14 protein-coding genes and 1 tRNA gene are annotated in these 13,505 nt (G+C 68.2%); 6 read left to right on the top strand and 9 right to left on the bottom strand.

The window, feature by feature from the left end:
- Position 1 precedes the first annotated feature (1 nt).
- From ACZ50J_RS14260 to ACZ50J_RS14300, 9 genes are all read right to left on the bottom strand, one after another.
- Positions 2-742, bottom strand: coding sequence for a zinc ribbon domain-containing protein (locus ACZ50J_RS14260; protein WP_464297814.1), 741 nt, complete (start codon positions 740-742; stop codon positions 2-4).
- A gap of 5 nt (positions 743-747) precedes the next feature.
- Entirely contained in the window at positions 748-1,608 is an 861-nt protein-coding gene (locus tag ACZ50J_RS14265; RefSeq protein ID WP_464297815.1) for a Nif3-like dinuclear metal center hexameric protein, read from the bottom strand.
- A gap of 97 nt (positions 1,609-1,705) precedes the next feature.
- Positions 1,706-1,778, bottom strand: a tRNA-Val gene (locus ACZ50J_RS14270).
- 104 nt (positions 1,779-1,882) lie between these two features.
- Positions 1,883-2,353: a peroxiredoxin gene (locus ACZ50J_RS14275; RefSeq protein ID WP_464297816.1), complete on the bottom strand. Its 471-nt coding sequence runs from the start codon at positions 2,351-2,353 to the stop codon at positions 1,883-1,885.
- Positions 2,350-2,772 carry a DUF3052 domain-containing protein gene (locus ACZ50J_RS14280; protein WP_464297817.1) on the bottom strand — a complete coding sequence of 141 codons (423 nt, stop codon included), beginning with the start codon at positions 2,770-2,772 and terminating at the stop codon, positions 2,350-2,352. Before ACZ50J_RS14280 ends, ACZ50J_RS14275 begins: the two co-directional genes overlap by 4 nt.
- Before the next feature lie 90 nt (positions 2,773-2,862).
- Positions 2,863-3,750 carry a factor-independent urate hydroxylase gene (pucL, locus tag ACZ50J_RS14285; protein ID WP_464297818.1) on the bottom strand — a complete coding sequence of 296 codons (888 nt, stop codon included), beginning with the start codon at positions 3,748-3,750 and terminating at the stop codon, positions 2,863-2,865.
- Between the two features lie 5 nt (positions 3,751-3,755).
- Positions 3,756-4,109 (bottom strand): hydroxyisourate hydrolase, encoded by a 354-nt coding sequence (gene uraH, locus ACZ50J_RS14290; protein ID WP_464297819.1) that lies wholly within the window; start codon positions 4,107-4,109, stop codon positions 3,756-3,758.
- A 25-nt stretch (positions 4,110-4,134) separates the two neighbouring features.
- Positions 4,135-4,656 carry a 2-oxo-4-hydroxy-4-carboxy-5-ureidoimidazoline decarboxylase gene (gene uraD, locus ACZ50J_RS14295; protein WP_464297820.1) on the bottom strand — a complete coding sequence of 174 codons (522 nt, stop codon included), beginning with the start codon at positions 4,654-4,656 and terminating at the stop codon, positions 4,135-4,137.
- 70 nt (positions 4,657-4,726) lie between these two features.
- Entirely contained in the window at positions 4,727-5,482 is a 756-nt protein-coding gene (locus ACZ50J_RS14300; protein ID WP_464297821.1) for an IclR family transcriptional regulator, read from the bottom strand.
- A gap of 126 nt (positions 5,483-5,608) precedes the next feature.
- Between ACZ50J_RS14300 and ACZ50J_RS14305 the strand changes: the two genes are divergently transcribed.
- The 6 genes from ACZ50J_RS14305 to ACZ50J_RS14330 all read left to right on the top strand — a co-directional run bounded on the left by ACZ50J_RS14305 (position 5,609) and on the right by ACZ50J_RS14330 (position 13,504).
- Positions 5,609-6,853 (top strand): DUF6986 family protein, encoded by a 1,245-nt coding sequence (locus tag ACZ50J_RS14305; RefSeq protein WP_464297822.1) that lies wholly within the window; start codon positions 5,609-5,611, stop codon positions 6,851-6,853.
- 18 nt (positions 6,854-6,871) lie between these two features.
- Positions 6,872-7,693 carry a bifunctional allantoicase/(S)-ureidoglycine aminohydrolase gene (locus tag ACZ50J_RS14310; protein ID WP_464297823.1) on the top strand — a complete coding sequence of 274 codons (822 nt, stop codon included), beginning with the start codon at positions 6,872-6,874 and terminating at the stop codon, positions 7,691-7,693.
- A 152-nt stretch (positions 7,694-7,845) separates the two neighbouring features.
- Positions 7,846-10,608, top strand: a complete 2,763-nt coding sequence (aceE, locus tag ACZ50J_RS14315) for a pyruvate dehydrogenase (acetyl-transferring), homodimeric type (protein ID WP_464297824.1) — start codon at positions 7,846-7,848, stop codon at positions 10,606-10,608.
- A 106-nt stretch (positions 10,609-10,714) separates the two neighbouring features.
- A complete protein-coding gene (locus ACZ50J_RS14320; RefSeq protein WP_464297825.1) occupies positions 10,715-11,209 on the top strand; it encodes an SRPBCC family protein in 495 nt (164 codons plus the stop codon).
- A gap of 98 nt (positions 11,210-11,307) precedes the next feature.
- Entirely contained in the window at positions 11,308-12,435 is a 1,128-nt protein-coding gene (locus ACZ50J_RS14325; protein WP_464297826.1) for a PucR family transcriptional regulator, read from the top strand.
- 103 nt (positions 12,436-12,538) lie between these two features.
- Complete coding sequence (locus ACZ50J_RS14330; RefSeq protein WP_464297827.1) at positions 12,539-13,504, top strand: ACP S-malonyltransferase; 966 nt, start codon at positions 12,539-12,541, stop codon at positions 13,502-13,504.
- The last annotated feature ends 1 nt before the right edge of the window (position 13,505 follow it).

The raw sequence follows: 13,505 nt of genomic DNA on the forward strand, positions 1-13,505 counted from the left end.
GTTACAGGCCCGACTCGGCGGTGCGGACCAGGATCCGGCGGCACTCCTCGCACCGCACCACCTCGTCCTCGGCAGCGGCACGGATACGGCCGAGATCAGCCTGCCCGAGCTCCAAACCACAACCGCTGCAACGCTTCTGCTGCAGTGCGGCGGCTGCGACGCCACCCATCTGCGCGCGCAACTTGTCGTAGAGCGCCAGCAGTTCGGCACCCACGCCGGGCGCGACGTTGGCGCGCTCGCGCTCCACGCTCTCACGCTCGGTGACGATCTCCCGCAGGGCCGTCTGCTGCTCGACCTGCAGGCGCTCGACCCGGTCGGCCGCCTCCTGCTGGGCGGTCTCCTTCGCGGTGAGGTCGGACTGCAGGCTCTCGGCGCGTTCCATGACCTCGAGCTCGGCGTCCTCCAGTTCGGCCTGCCGCCGCCCGAGGGTGTCCAACTCGTGCTGGAGGTTCTGCAGCTCCTTGGCGGTGCCTGCACCGCTCTCCAGGCGCTTGCGGTCGCGGTCGGCCCGGTCCCGCACCAGCTGCACGTCGGCGTCGGCCTTGCTCACGGCGCGGTCGTTGTCCTGCAACGCGGTCCGGGCGATGACGACGTCCTCGGCGAGCCGCTGTGCGGTGGCCTGTGCCTCGGTGAGCTCTGCCTGGACCGGCAGCGTGCGCTCCCGGTGACTGAGCTGGTCCAGACGGGTGTCGAGCTTCTGCAGGTCGAGCAGTCGCCACTGGCGGGTGAGATCAGCCTTCACGGGCGTCAGTGCTCCTTCGGTTCGGTCGGCTCGCCGTGCCCGGTCGGCACCACGAAATCCCAGGGATCAGTGCGCAATTGCGACACCGTGGTCTGTACGTCATACCCCTGCTCGGCAAGTGCCGTGCGCAGTCGGTCGGCGCTGTCGGACAGCCAGAGCGACTCGGTCGCCCAGTGCCCCGCATCGATCAGGTATGGCGCTGCGCCGCGCGCTTCCTCACGCGCTTCCAGCGCCGGGTGATGGCGGAGGTCGGCGGTGACGTAGACGTCGGCGCCACTGCGGCGGACCGCGTCGAAGCGGTCGTCACCGGCGCCACCCATGACGGCGACCCGACGCACGGGAGCGTCGGGGTCCCCGCTGACCCGGAGCCCGGCGGGTGCTGCCGGCAGCGCATCGGCAAGGGCCCGCGCGAAACCGGCCAGCGTGGTCTGTTGTGGCAGGTCACCGACCCGCCCGATCGCCTGGCCGTCCTCCTCGTCCAGCGCCTCGGTGTCGGCCGGCAACCCGCAGGCCGCGGCGAGCGCATCGTTGACGCCCGGTGACGCGACATCGGCGTTGGTGTGCGCGCAGTAGAGAGCCAGGTCGGCGACGACGAGCGTGGTGATCGCCGCGCCCTTGGCGGTCGAGGTGGCCACCGAGTGCACTCCGCGCAGCAGCAGCGGGTGATGTGTGACCAGCAGGTCGGCGCCCGCGTCACGGGCTTCCTCGATGACGGCAAGAGTGGGGTCGACGGCGAAATGGATCCGGTCGATCCGCTGCGCGGCATCGCCAGTGACCAGGCCCACTCGATCCCAGTCCGCAGCGGTCTGCGGCGGGTAGAACCCGTCGAGCACCCGGATGGTCTCCGCGAGGGTCGGACTGGTCACGTAGTGCCTCTCTGCTCGATGCCGGTGTGTAGTTGAAAGCGTGGCTGAAGGTCACCAGTGGACCCTGCCGAAGGCAGCCGTCCCTCAGCACCACCAGTGGACCCGGCCGGCCTCGAACCGACGACAACCGCGGTGTAAACGCGGTGCTCTACCAACTGAGCTACAGGTCCTGAACACCGCACGGTCGCGCAGCGCCCCGTCATTCTGCCAGTCGCACCCGAAGCCACAAACTTCGCGGGCGCCACTGCCGACGCACGGGCCGGCGCGCCGGCGGTCAGAGCGTCGTCAACGCCTCGCGGTAACCGGCGAAGTCGCGCGCCTCACCGGGACCGTTGACCTGGGCCCAGCGGATTGTGCCAGTGGTGTCGACCAGGTAAGTGCCGCGGATCGCCATACCCGCATCGGCGTTGAAGACGCCATACGCCTGGGCGACCGCGCCGTGCGGCCAGAAGTCGGACAGGAGGTCGAAGTCGTAGTGCTCGGAGTCCGCCCACGCACGCAGCGTGAACATCGGATCGCAGGAGATCGCCATGACGTCGACGGCACCGTCACCGGTGAAACCGCCGAAATCGTCACGGATCCCGCACAATTCGCCGGTGCAGATGCCCGACCAGGCGAACGGGTAGAAGACCAGCAGCACCGGCCGGTCGGCAACGCGCTCGTGCAGCGACACCGACTCGCCGTGCTGGTTCTGCAGGGCGAAGTCGGGCGCGGTGTCGCCGACGGACAGTGGACCGGAGGTCATCGTTGCTTCGCCACTCCGCCTTGTACGAGTTTGGTGGCGATCCATTCGCCGCCCGCGCGGGTCGAGGTGCCGGCGTTGAGCCCGGCGGTCTGCGCCGCTTCGGCGATGTCGCTCGCGTCGACGTGGTCGGGGTGGCCTGCCCCCGGGACGAACAGGACGACGAAGCCCTTGTCCGCCAGGTTGGTCAGCGCGTCGACACAGTCGTCGATGAGATCGCCGTCCCCTTCCCGCCACCACAGGACGACGGCGTCCACCACACCGTCGTACTCCTCGTCCTCCAGACCGGATCCGGTGAGTTCCTCGATTTGCTCACGGACGGCGTCGTCGACGTCGTCATCCCAGCCGAGTTCTTGCACCACCTGGTCTTTTTCGAAGCCGAGTTTCTCGGCCAATGCGGTTTTCTGGGCCCCTATTGCCATGGCCGTAGTTCACTAGGAACTGCGCCGGTTTGCAACCGGACGCCCTCATCACCGACGAAAAGGCGCCCGGTCGCACCGAGCAGAACCGACCTACCAGGCCTGGCCGGGGTCGTATGCCGAGGACTTGTCCACGTCCTCGCTGCGCTTGATGGTCGCCTCGATCAGGCCGTACGGCCGGTCGGCGGCGTAGTGGACCTCGCAGTTGTTCTCCACGCCGAACGGGCTCAGGTCGACCACGAAGTGATGCTTGTTCGGGCAACTGAAGCGCACCTCGGCAACGCTCGGGACGGCGTCGAGCACCGCGGTGCCCATCTCCCACAACGTGTGCTGGAGCGCGAAACTGTATGCCGCGGCGAACGCCCCGGTGATCGCGTCCTTCACCTCGTCGAAGGCCTTGCCCCAGTCGACCTCGGTGCCGTCGTGCGCCCACTGCGCCGTGACCGCGGTGGCCATGATGCGGTCGTTCGTGGGCTGCAGCGTCGTGTACTTGTCCTGGTAGAAGCCGTGGAACTCCGAGTCGGTCGTCTTCAGGACGGTGAGCTCCTTCAGCCCACTCACGACGCTGGTGCTGTCGGCGGTGCGAGTGACCGTCACGGTGCGCACGTAGTCGCCGTTCTTGACGAACGCGTGCGCGTTGTCGTGCGAACGGGTCCACGGGACGGCTTCGACACTGATGCGCGCCCGCTCGACCTGGGGTACTTGGACGAAATGGTCGGCGAGCGCGATCGCGAACGACTCCGGCTCGCGGACCGCATCACCGGCCTCCTTGGCGAACGAGTTGACGGTGTTCTTGCACGCGTCCGTGGTGAGCACCTTGCTCTGGTCACCGCTGATGTGTGCGTCCTCGAAGTCACCGGACAGGGCGACCGAGACGTTGTAGTCGACGAGGTCGTGTGGTGCCTTCGGGTCGTCGCGGAAGACGCGGACGACGTGGACCTCGGCCTTGCCGTACTGGTTGTGCCCGAGCACATAGGACATGTGGATCAGCTCCCTCTATAGGTGGAGTACGCGAACGGACTCAGTAGCAACGGCACGTGGTAGTGCCGCTCTTCGTCGACGACGAAGGTGATCGCCACCTCGGGATAGAAGGCCCGGACCCCGGCACGCTGGAAGTAGCTGCCGGTGGCGAAGACGATGCGGTAGGTGCCGTGCGGCAGCCCGTCGGGCACCAGCCCGGCGACCCGGCCGTCATCGTCGGTGGTGCCGGATCCGAGGGGTCTGCCCTCGGATCCGGCACCGGTCTGTGCGAACACCGTGACCTCGACGCCGGCTGCCGGCGATCCGTTGACGGCGTCCAGAACATGGGTGGACAGCGTGGCTGTCAGGGTGGATGTCATCGAGTTACGTCCCTCCGGTCGGGGGTCACCGAAACGCGCCCTCCAGGCGCAGGCGGGTGATCTGCCGCAGTTGCTCGCGCACCTCGGCGCGCTCGGTCACGTCGTCATTGCCGAGACGACGCTGTAGCTCTTCCAGGATCTCCCGCGGCGCGCGTCCGGCGGCACGGATCAGGAAGACCCGGTCGAACCGTTGCTCGTAGTCCTCGTTGCCCTGCAGGATCTGCGCGGCGACCTGCTCGTCGGCGGAGCGCATCGCGGACTGCTCGGAGCGCGACAGTTGCGCCGCGGTGCCTTCGCCGCGCATCCGCTCACCGATCCGCGGGTGCCCGGACAGCGCAGCGTCCAGCTCGGAGTCGGCCAGTTCGGCGAACACCTCATCGGACGCATCGGCCAGGGCGGCCGCATCGGCATACGGACGACGCGCGACGAGCGCGCGAGCCCAGCCGTCGCTGGCACACAGGGGCAGCAACGCGCTGACGGCATCGTCGGCCGGTGCCGTGACGAACCACTTCAGGTCGTTCCGTGAAGTGGAATCTATATTCCGCATAAAGGAAGCATGGAACCGATTCAACAAACTGTCAAGGGTGGCTCATGGTGCACCTTCGGCGCATCGACGATCAACCCGCCAACTGCGTGGCCAACTCCTCGGCGACCTCGCGCAGCACGGGTATGGCGCGCCCCTGCAGCTCATCGGTCATGCGCGATGCCGGGCCGGAGATCGACAGTGCCAGGCGGGTGACCCCGCCCGGGACCGGTGTCGCCAGGCAGATGACACCCTCCTCCATCTCACCCACCTCGTGGGCGACACCCTCGTCGCGCACCTGGGCGAGCTGCGCGATGAACTGCTCCGGGTCGGTGATCGTCAACGGCGTCACCGCCGGCATGCCGACCCTGCTCAGGATCCCGCGGACCTCATCGTCCGCCAGTTGGGCGAGCAACGCCTTGCCGGCCGCCCGGCAGTGCGGATGCACGTGCTGCCCCAACTGGGTGAACATTCGCATGGCCCGGGGTGACGGCGCCTGTCCGACATACACGAGCATGTCGCCGTCCAGCGCCGCGAGATTGGCACTCTCCCCCAGTCGTCGCACCACGTCCGCGAGGACGGAGCTGCTGCGCGAGCCGAACGCCTCCAGTGCCGCGTTACCGAGCGGGATCAGTCGGGACCCGAGTGCGTAGCGCCGGTCGGGCAACTGCCGCAGATAGTTGCGGTCGACGAGAGTGCGGACGATGCGGTGAATCGTCGGCATCGGCAGCCCGGACGCCGCGCTCATCTCGACCAGCGCCATCTCACCACCGGATTGGTCGATGAGCTCGAGTATGTCGAGCGCACGCCCGACGGACTGCACCCCACCGGGCCGAGCCTGCTGTGTCATGACGACTCCTCCGCTTGATGCAGGTGCGTGCTCCGTTACTGGGTCATCGCACTGGCTGACATTCGACAACATGGAATTTACACTCCATGATACGAAATAATGGAACTCGGAACGAGAGGAGCCAGCGTGCCCGACTTCCGCACCGTACTCACCGACCGCCTCGACGAGGCATTGGTCGACGCCGACGCGGCGCTGCACACGAACTATCCGGGAGCGCCGTCCGGCCGCCACCCGGTGCACACCGTCTATCTTCCGGCAGATCGCTGCACCGCCGACGACGTGCGCACCTTCGCGGCGACGGCCCGCGACCTGCTCGCCACCTACGCGCCGTCCGCAGACGAACTCGCCCGCGCCACAGGCGAATCCGCGGACGAGGTGGCCGCCGTCTACGACCGCATCGTCGACAAGCTCGAGCGCGACCCGATCGAGGACCTGCGCGCCGACTTCGAGGACGGCTACGGCGTACGCGCCGACGACGCCGAGGACGGCCACCTGGCCGGGGTGCTCGGCGCCTTCGGCGAACTGGCCGGCGAACACCGGTTGCCGACCTGGCACGGCATCAGGTTCAAGTCGTTCGAGGCACCGACCAGGTCACGCGCGGTGCGAACCCTGGTCGACTACCTCGCCGGTATGACGCACGCCGGTCTTCTCGAGGGCAACGTCCTCACCCTGCCGAAGGTCACCAGCGTCGACCAGGTCGCAGCGATGAACACCGCGTGCGCGACCCTCGAGCATGAGCTCGAATTGCCTTCCGGCAGTGTGCGATTCGAAGTACAGATCGAGACGCCGCAGGCGATTCTGGCCGCCGACGGTGGCGCGGCCGTGGCACGAATGGTGCATGCGGCACCCGGGCGGGTCAGCTCGCTGGTCTACGGCACCTTCGACTACAGCGCGGGCCTCGGCATCGCCGCGGCATACCAAGCGCTCGACCACCCGGCCGCCGATCACGCCAAGGCCGTCATGCAGGTCGCGGCCGCTCAAACGGGAACGCGGATCTGCGACGGCTCCACCAATGTCGTTGCCTTCGGCGACGAGGCGGCCGCTCACGCCACCTGGCGACTGCACTCCGGCCTCGTCACCCGCTCGCTGATCCGCGGCATCTACCAGGGCTGGGACATGCACCCCGGGCACCTCGTGTCCCGCTACCTGGCCAACTACCTCTTCTTCCGGCGGGCCCTGCCCAGCGCCGCGTCACGCCTGGCGGCATACGTGCACCAGACCTCCGGCGGTGACGTGATGGACGAACCCGCCACCGCGAAGATGCTCGCCGACGCATTGTTGCGCGGCGTCCACTGCGGCGCCGTCGGCGCCGATGAAGTCGAATCCGCGTGCGGTCTCACAGTTTCCGAGCTGACCGCGCTCACCCACTGAGTGCCGAGGAGTCAACGAATGGCCACGTACTACACCCCCCGCGGCGGGCTGCCCGCGCAGACCGAGCTGACCACCGATCGCTCGATCTTCACCGAGGCGTATGCCGTGCTGCCCCGGCGCACCATGAGCGACATCACGACCAGCCGGCTCCCGTTCTGGGACGAGACCCGGCTGTGGGTGCTCGCCCGTCCGCTGACCGGGTTCGCGGAGACCTTCTCGCAGTACATCGTCGAGGTCGGTCCCGGCGGTGGCAGCGACAAGCCGGAGAACAACCCGGAGGCAGAAAGCGTGCTCTTCGTCGTGGACGGAGAGCTGCGGCTCACCCTCGCCGGCGCCGAACACGCCCTGCGCGCAGGCAGTTACGCGTTCCTCACCCCTGGTGAGCAATGGACCTTGCACAACGACTCGGCGGCGACCGCGACGTTCCACTGGATCCGCAAGCGCTATGCCGTCGTGGACGGCATCGACGCACCGGAGTCGTTCGTCACCCACGAGTCCGATGTCGAGATGGGCGCGATGCCCGACACCGACGGACGCTGGTGCACGCAGCGATTCACCGACCCGGACGACGTACGCCATGACATGCACGTCAACATCGTGACGTTCGAGCCGGGCGGTGCCATCCCCTTCCCCGAGACGCACGTCATGGAACACGGGCTCTACGTGCTGGAGGGCAAGGCCGTCTACCTGCTGAACAAGGACTGGGTCGAGGTGCAGGAGGGCGACTTCATGTGGCTCCGTGCGTTCTGCCCGCAGGCCTGCTACGCCGGCGGACCGGGCCGCTTCCGGTACCTGCTCTACAAGGACGTGCACCGCCACGCTCCGTTGAACCTTCCCTGATCGGACACGGTTCGCCGCCAAAACCCTACTGACCAGTACGCGAACCCTCCATCTCCCGGCCGAGTCGCCGGGTAGAAGATGGATCCAGACTTCAACCCCGACAACGACGTCGCGGTCGCCACGATGCGACCGGTTCATGAGAGGAGCCACTCATGGCGCGCGAGGACGCAGGACCCATCCTCAACGGCATACCCAGCCAGCTGCCTGACATCGACCCCGAGGAGACCCAGGAGTGGTTGGACTCGCTGGACGGCATCATCGCCGAGGGAGGCCAGACCCGCGCGCGTTACATCATGCTGAAGCTGCTGGAACGCTCCCGCGAGAAGCAGATCGGCGTGCCGTCACTGACCGCCACGGACTACATCAACACCATCAGCCCGGAGGCCGAGCCCTGGTTCCCCGGTGATGAAGAGGTCGAGCGCCGCTACCGCGCCTGGATGCGCTGGAACGCCGCGATGATGGTGCACCGGGCGCAGCGTCCGGGCGTCGGCGTCGGCGGGCACATCTCGACCTACGCCTCCGCCGCGACCCTGTACGAAGTCGGTTTCAACCACTTCTTCCGCGGCAAGGACCACCCCGGCGGTGGCGACCAGGTGTTCATCCAGGGCCACGCCTCCCCCGGCATCTACTCCCGCGCCTTCCTCGAGGGGCGCCTGTCCGAGGACCAGCTCGACGGGTTCCGCCAAGAGCACTCGCACGTCGTGCAGGGCCAGCGCATGGGTCTGCCGTCATACCCGCACCCGCGGAACATGCCCGACTTCTGGGAGTTCCCGACGGTGTCGATGGGCATCGGCCCGATGAACGCGATCCACCAGGCGTCGTTCAACAAGTACCTGCACGGTCGCGGCATGAAGGACACCAGCCAGCAGCACGTGTGGGCGTTCCTCGGCGACGGCGAGATGGACGAGCCGGAGTCGCGCGGTCTGCTGCAACTGGCCGCCAACGAGGAACTGGACAACCTCACCTTCGTCATCAACTGCAATCTGCAGCGACTCGACGGTCCGGTGCGTGGCAACGGCAAGATCATCCAGGAGCTGGAGAGCTTCTTCCGCGGCGCCGGCTGGAACGTCATCAAGTGCATCTGGGGTCGTGGCTGGGACCCGCTGCTGGCCGCGGACCGCGACGGTGCACTGGTCAACGTCATGAACAGCACCCCCGACGGTGACTACCAGACCTTCCGCGCCAACGACGGCGCCTACGTCCGTGAGCACTTCTTCGGGCGTGACGCGCGCACGCGGGCGCTGGTCAAGGACTGGTCCGACGATGACATCTGGTGGAAGCTCAAGCGCGGCGGACACGACTACCGCAAGGTGTATGCCGCCTACCGTGCCGCGGTCGAGCACAACGGTCAGCCGACGGTGATCCTGGCCAAGACCATCAAGGGGTACAGCCTCGGCACGCACTTCGCGGGCCGCAACGCGACCCACCAGATGAAGAAGATGACGCTGGAGGACCTCAAGGGCTTCCGTGACTCGCTGCAGATCCCGATCAGCGATGCGCAACTCGAGGACAACCCTTACCTGCCGCCGTACTACCACCCCGGTGAGGACGACCCGGCCATCCAGTACCTGCGCGAGCGTCGCAGCAAGCTCGGTGGTGCCGTTCCCGACCGTCGACACGCGTCCAGCGCGCTGAAACTGCCTGAGGAGAAGGCCTATTCGGCCGCCAAGAAGGGTTCGGGCAAGCAGGAGATCGCCACGACGATGGCCTTCGTGCGGATCCTGAAGGACCTGATGCGCGACAAGGAGTTCGGCAAGCACGTCGTGCCGATCATCCCGGACGAGGCACGCACCTTCGGCATGGACTCGTTCTTCCCGACGTCCAAGATCTACAACCCGCACGGGCAGCACTACACCTCGGTCGACGCCGAGCTGATGCTCGCCTACAAGGAAGCCACCAACGGCCAGATCCTGCACCTGGGCATCAACGAGTCGGGTTCGGTCGCGGCCTTCACCGCGGCGGGCACGTCATACGCCACCCACGGCGTGCCGATGGTGCCGATCTACATCTTCTACTCGATGTTCGGTTTCCAGCGGACCGCAGACTTCATCTGGGCGGCCGCCGACCAGATGACGCGCGGCTTCCTGGTCGGCGCAACCGCGGGACGCACGACGCTGACCGGTGAGGGCCTGCAGCACGCAGACGGCCACTCACATCTGCTCGCCGCGACCAATCCCGCTGTCGTTGCTTACGATCCGGCATACGGCTACGAGGTCGCACACATCGTGCAGGACGGTCTGCGGAGGATGTTCGGCGACAACGCCGAGGACATCTTCTACTACCTGACGGTCTACAACGAGCCGATGCAGCAGCCGATGGAGCCGGAGAACGTCGACGTCGACGGCATCCTGCGCGGTATGCACCTGGTCGCCGAGGGCAGCGCGGACGGCGTCGCCGCGGACGCTCCCCGCGCGCAACTGCTGGCCTCCGGGGTCGGTGTGCCGTGGGCGCTCGAGGCACAGCAGTTGCTGCGCGACGACTGGGGCGTGGTCACCGACGTCTGGTCGGTCACGTCCTGGAACGAACTGCGCCGCGACGGCGAGGAGGCCGACAAGCTGCGCTTCCTGCACCCGGAAGAGGAACAGCGCACGCCCTTCGTCACCCAGAAGCTGCAGGGTCGGCCGGGGCCGGTCCTGGCGGTCTCGGACTGGATGCGTTCGGTCCAGGAGCAGATCCGTCCGTGGGTGCCCGGGGACTACGTTGCACTCGGCGCCGACGGCTTCGGGTTCAGCGACACTCGTGCGGCCGCCCGCCGCGTCTTCCACATCGACGGGCCGTCGCTGGTCGTGCGCACCCTGCAGGAGCTGGCCTCCCGCGGCGAGATCGACCCGCAGGCCGCCATCGATGCGGCGGCGAAGTACGACCTGCTCAACCCGCAGGCCGGCACGAGCGGCAATGCCGGCGGCGACGCCTGACCGAGGCGATCAGGCGGATCACCAGGAAGGCCTCGGAGTGCGCTCCGAGGCCTTCCTGGTGTCGGATCCGATCTGCCACACCGCGCCCCGCTGCATACTGACGGGTATGACGACCTCCCCTGCCCTGCGGACCCTTCGCGCCGAGATCGACATCGCCGCGGCGCCCGACGAGGTGTGGGCGACGCTGACGAACCTCGCCCGGATGCCGGACTGGAGCCCCGAGCTGCTCAGGATGGTCCCGCTGAAGCCCGGTGGGCTGCGCGTAGGGCAGTGGTATCTCGGCGTGAACAAGCGCGGTCCCGTCGTGTGGCCCACCCGTAATGTCGTGACCGATCTGCGGCCGAAGTCGCTTCTTGCGTGGAACACCCCGACGAGCGGTGCCCGGTGGATCTGGTCGCTGGAGCCGATGACGCCGAGCGCGGATCCGGCCGCCGGGATGACGCGAGTCACCGTCGAACGGCCGATGCACTCGATCCCACCGCTCGCACGGCTGACCACGAAGACGCTGCTCGGAGGGGTCGAGGGCCACGCCGATGAGCTCGACGACGGCATACGGATCACTCTCCGGCGGTTCAAGGCGGCCGTCGAACAGAGCAGCTGAGCAACTGGGACCGATCCGGGCGGCGACTCGCGACCAGCTGCCCACTGCCGCACAGCAGCATCGGGCACACTGTGACGTCATACAAATAGACTGGTGGGATGGCAACCACCACGGCGCACCGGCTCGAAGGCAGCGCCGATCTGCTGTCGACCGCAGCGATCGCGCGCCTGGAGAGCAGTTATGAGTGGTACGGCCGTCTTACCGCCGACGAGCGCTCCTGGGTCGGCCTCGTCGCGCAGGCCGGCATACACGCGTTCATCGCCTGGTACCGCGACCCGCAGTCCACACCACCGATGCCGCTCGACGTCTTCGCGACCGCACCTCGCGAACTCACGCGCACCATCGCCCTCGCGCAGACGCTGCAGATGGTGCGCACCGCGATCGACGTCGTGGAGGAGCACGTGCCCCAGCTCGCCGCCACCGGCGACGAGCATGAGCTGCGCGAAGCGGTCCTGACCTATTCGCGGGAGATCGCCTTCGCAGCGGCTCACGTCTATGCCCAGGCGGCCGAGTCACGCGGCGCGTGGGATGCGCGTCTGGAGGCGCTCGTGGTCGACGCCGTGCTGCGTGCCGAGGCCGACGACGTCCTCAGTTCTCGCGTGGCGGCACTCGGCTGGGACGAGGTCCGTGGGGTGGTCGTCATCGCCGGCGCCGCCCCTGCCGGACCCGGCACCGAGGCGCTGGATGCGCTGCGCCGCAACGCAACTCACGAAGGCCTGGTCGCCCTCGGCTCCGTGCAGCGCAACCTGTTGATCGCGATCCTCGGCGGCGTGGACGATGCACTCACCGTTGCTGCCCGCTTCCAGCACCTGTGGGGTGACGGTGCGGTGGTCGTCGGCCCGCTGGTTCCCCACCTGTATGCCGCCGGCCGCAGCGCCCGTGCGGCGTTGTCCGGCCACGCTTCCGCGGCCGCCTGGCCGCAGGCGCCGCGACCGTGCCCGGCGAGCGAGTTGCTGCCCGAGCGTGCCTTGACCGGTGACACCCGCGCGCGGCGGGCCCTCGTCGACAAGGTGACGCGGCCACTGCGCGACCGTCCGGGGCTGCGCGACACCGTCCCGGTCTACCTCGATCAGGGCAGCCTGGAGGCGACCGCCCGGGAGCTCTTCGTGCACCCCAACACGGTCCGCTACCGGCTCGGCCGGATCGCCGAACTGACCGGTTTCGACCTGACCGACACCCGTGACGCGTTCACGGTGCGGCTCGCGCTGGCACTCTCGCGGGTATGACGTCGGACCGGGTGGCATTTTGTAGATTTCCTCCAAAGTCCGTCGTGAAGCTTCGTCGGATTCGGTGACGACATTCGGCGGCCGGATCCGCCAGAGTGGATCCGTGCTAGCGATCGTCTGCCCTGGACAGGGTTCTCAGACCCCCGGCTTCCTCGAATCCTGGATGGAGGCGCCCGGCTTCGCGGACCACCTGCAGCAGCTGTCCGAGGTCGCCGACACCGACCTGGTCGCACACGGCACCACGTCGGACGCCGAGACGATCAAGGACACGGCCGTCGCCCAGCCGCTGATCGTCGCCGCCGGTCTCGCCACCCTGCGGGTCCTGCTCGACGGCGCTGCCGTCAGCGAGGCCGCGGGTGTGCTGGCCGGTCACTCCGTGGGTGAGATCACCGCCGCAGCCGCGGCCGGAACCCTGAGCGAGGCCGACGCACTGGCCTTCGTCCGCGAGCGCGGACGCGGTATGGCGCGCGCCGCCGCCGTCACCCCCACCGGCATGGCCGCGGTCCTCGGCGGCGTCGAGGACGAGGTGCTGGCGACGCTCGAGTCGCACGGCCTGACTCCGGCCAACCGCAACGGCGCCGGCCAGATCGTCGCCGCCGGAACGCTGGACCAGTTGGCGGCGCTGCAGGACAACCCGCCGGCGAAGGCCCGCGTCATACCTCTGGAGGTGGCGGGTGCCTTCCACACCGAGCACATGGCACCCGCCGTCGACACACTGCGTGCGCACGCCGCGGGCCTGACACCGCAGGACCCGCAGGTGACGCTGCTGTCCAACAAGGACGGCGGCCCGGTCGCCGACGGCACGGAGGTGCTCGACCGTTTGGTCGCACAGGTCGCGGGCCCGGTGCGCTGGGACACCACCATGCAGACGATGCTCGACCTCGGCGTCACCGGCCTCATCGAACTCTGCCCGGCCGGCACGCTGGTCGGCCTGGCCAAGCGCGGCATGCGCGGCGTCCCGAGCGTGGCGGTCAAGACACCCGACGACCTCGATGCGGCACGCGGGCTGATCCGCGAACACGCGGGCACCCCCGACAGCGACACCACCGGCACGAGCACAGGGAGCTGAT

The organism is Flexivirga sp. G2 (assembly GCF_055397625.1).

Coding starts and splice junctions, on each gene's coding strand:
- ACZ50J_RS14275 (WP_464297816.1), bottom strand. CDS start 2,353: ATGACCTCCGGTCCACTGTCCGTCGGCGACACCGCGCCCGACTTCGCC.
- ACZ50J_RS14280 (WP_464297817.1), bottom strand. CDS start 2,772: ATGGCAATAGGGGCCCAGAAAACCGCATTGGCCGAGAAACTCGGCTTC.
- pucL (WP_464297818.1), bottom strand. CDS start 3,750: ATGTCCTATGTGCTCGGGCACAACCAGTACGGCAAGGCCGAGGTCCAC.
- uraH (WP_464297819.1), bottom strand. CDS start 4,109: ATGACATCCACCCTGACAGCCACGCTGTCCACCCATGTTCTGGACGCC.
- uraD (WP_464297820.1), bottom strand. CDS start 4,656: ATGCGGAATATAGATTCCACTTCACGGAACGACCTGAAGTGGTTCGTC.
- ACZ50J_RS14300 (WP_464297821.1), bottom strand. CDS start 5,482: ATGACACAGCAGGCTCGGCCCGGTGGGGTGCAGTCCGTCGGGCGTGCG.
- ACZ50J_RS14310 (WP_464297823.1), top strand. CDS start 6,872: ATGGCCACGTACTACACCCCCCGCGGCGGGCTGCCCGCGCAGACCGAG.
- aceE (WP_464297824.1), top strand. CDS start 7,846: ATGGCGCGCGAGGACGCAGGACCCATCCTCAACGGCATACCCAGCCAG.
- ACZ50J_RS14320 (WP_464297825.1), top strand. CDS start 10,715: ATGACGACCTCCCCTGCCCTGCGGACCCTTCGCGCCGAGATCGACATC.
- ACZ50J_RS14325 (WP_464297826.1), top strand. CDS start 11,308: ATGGCAACCACCACGGCGCACCGGCTCGAAGGCAGCGCCGATCTGCTG.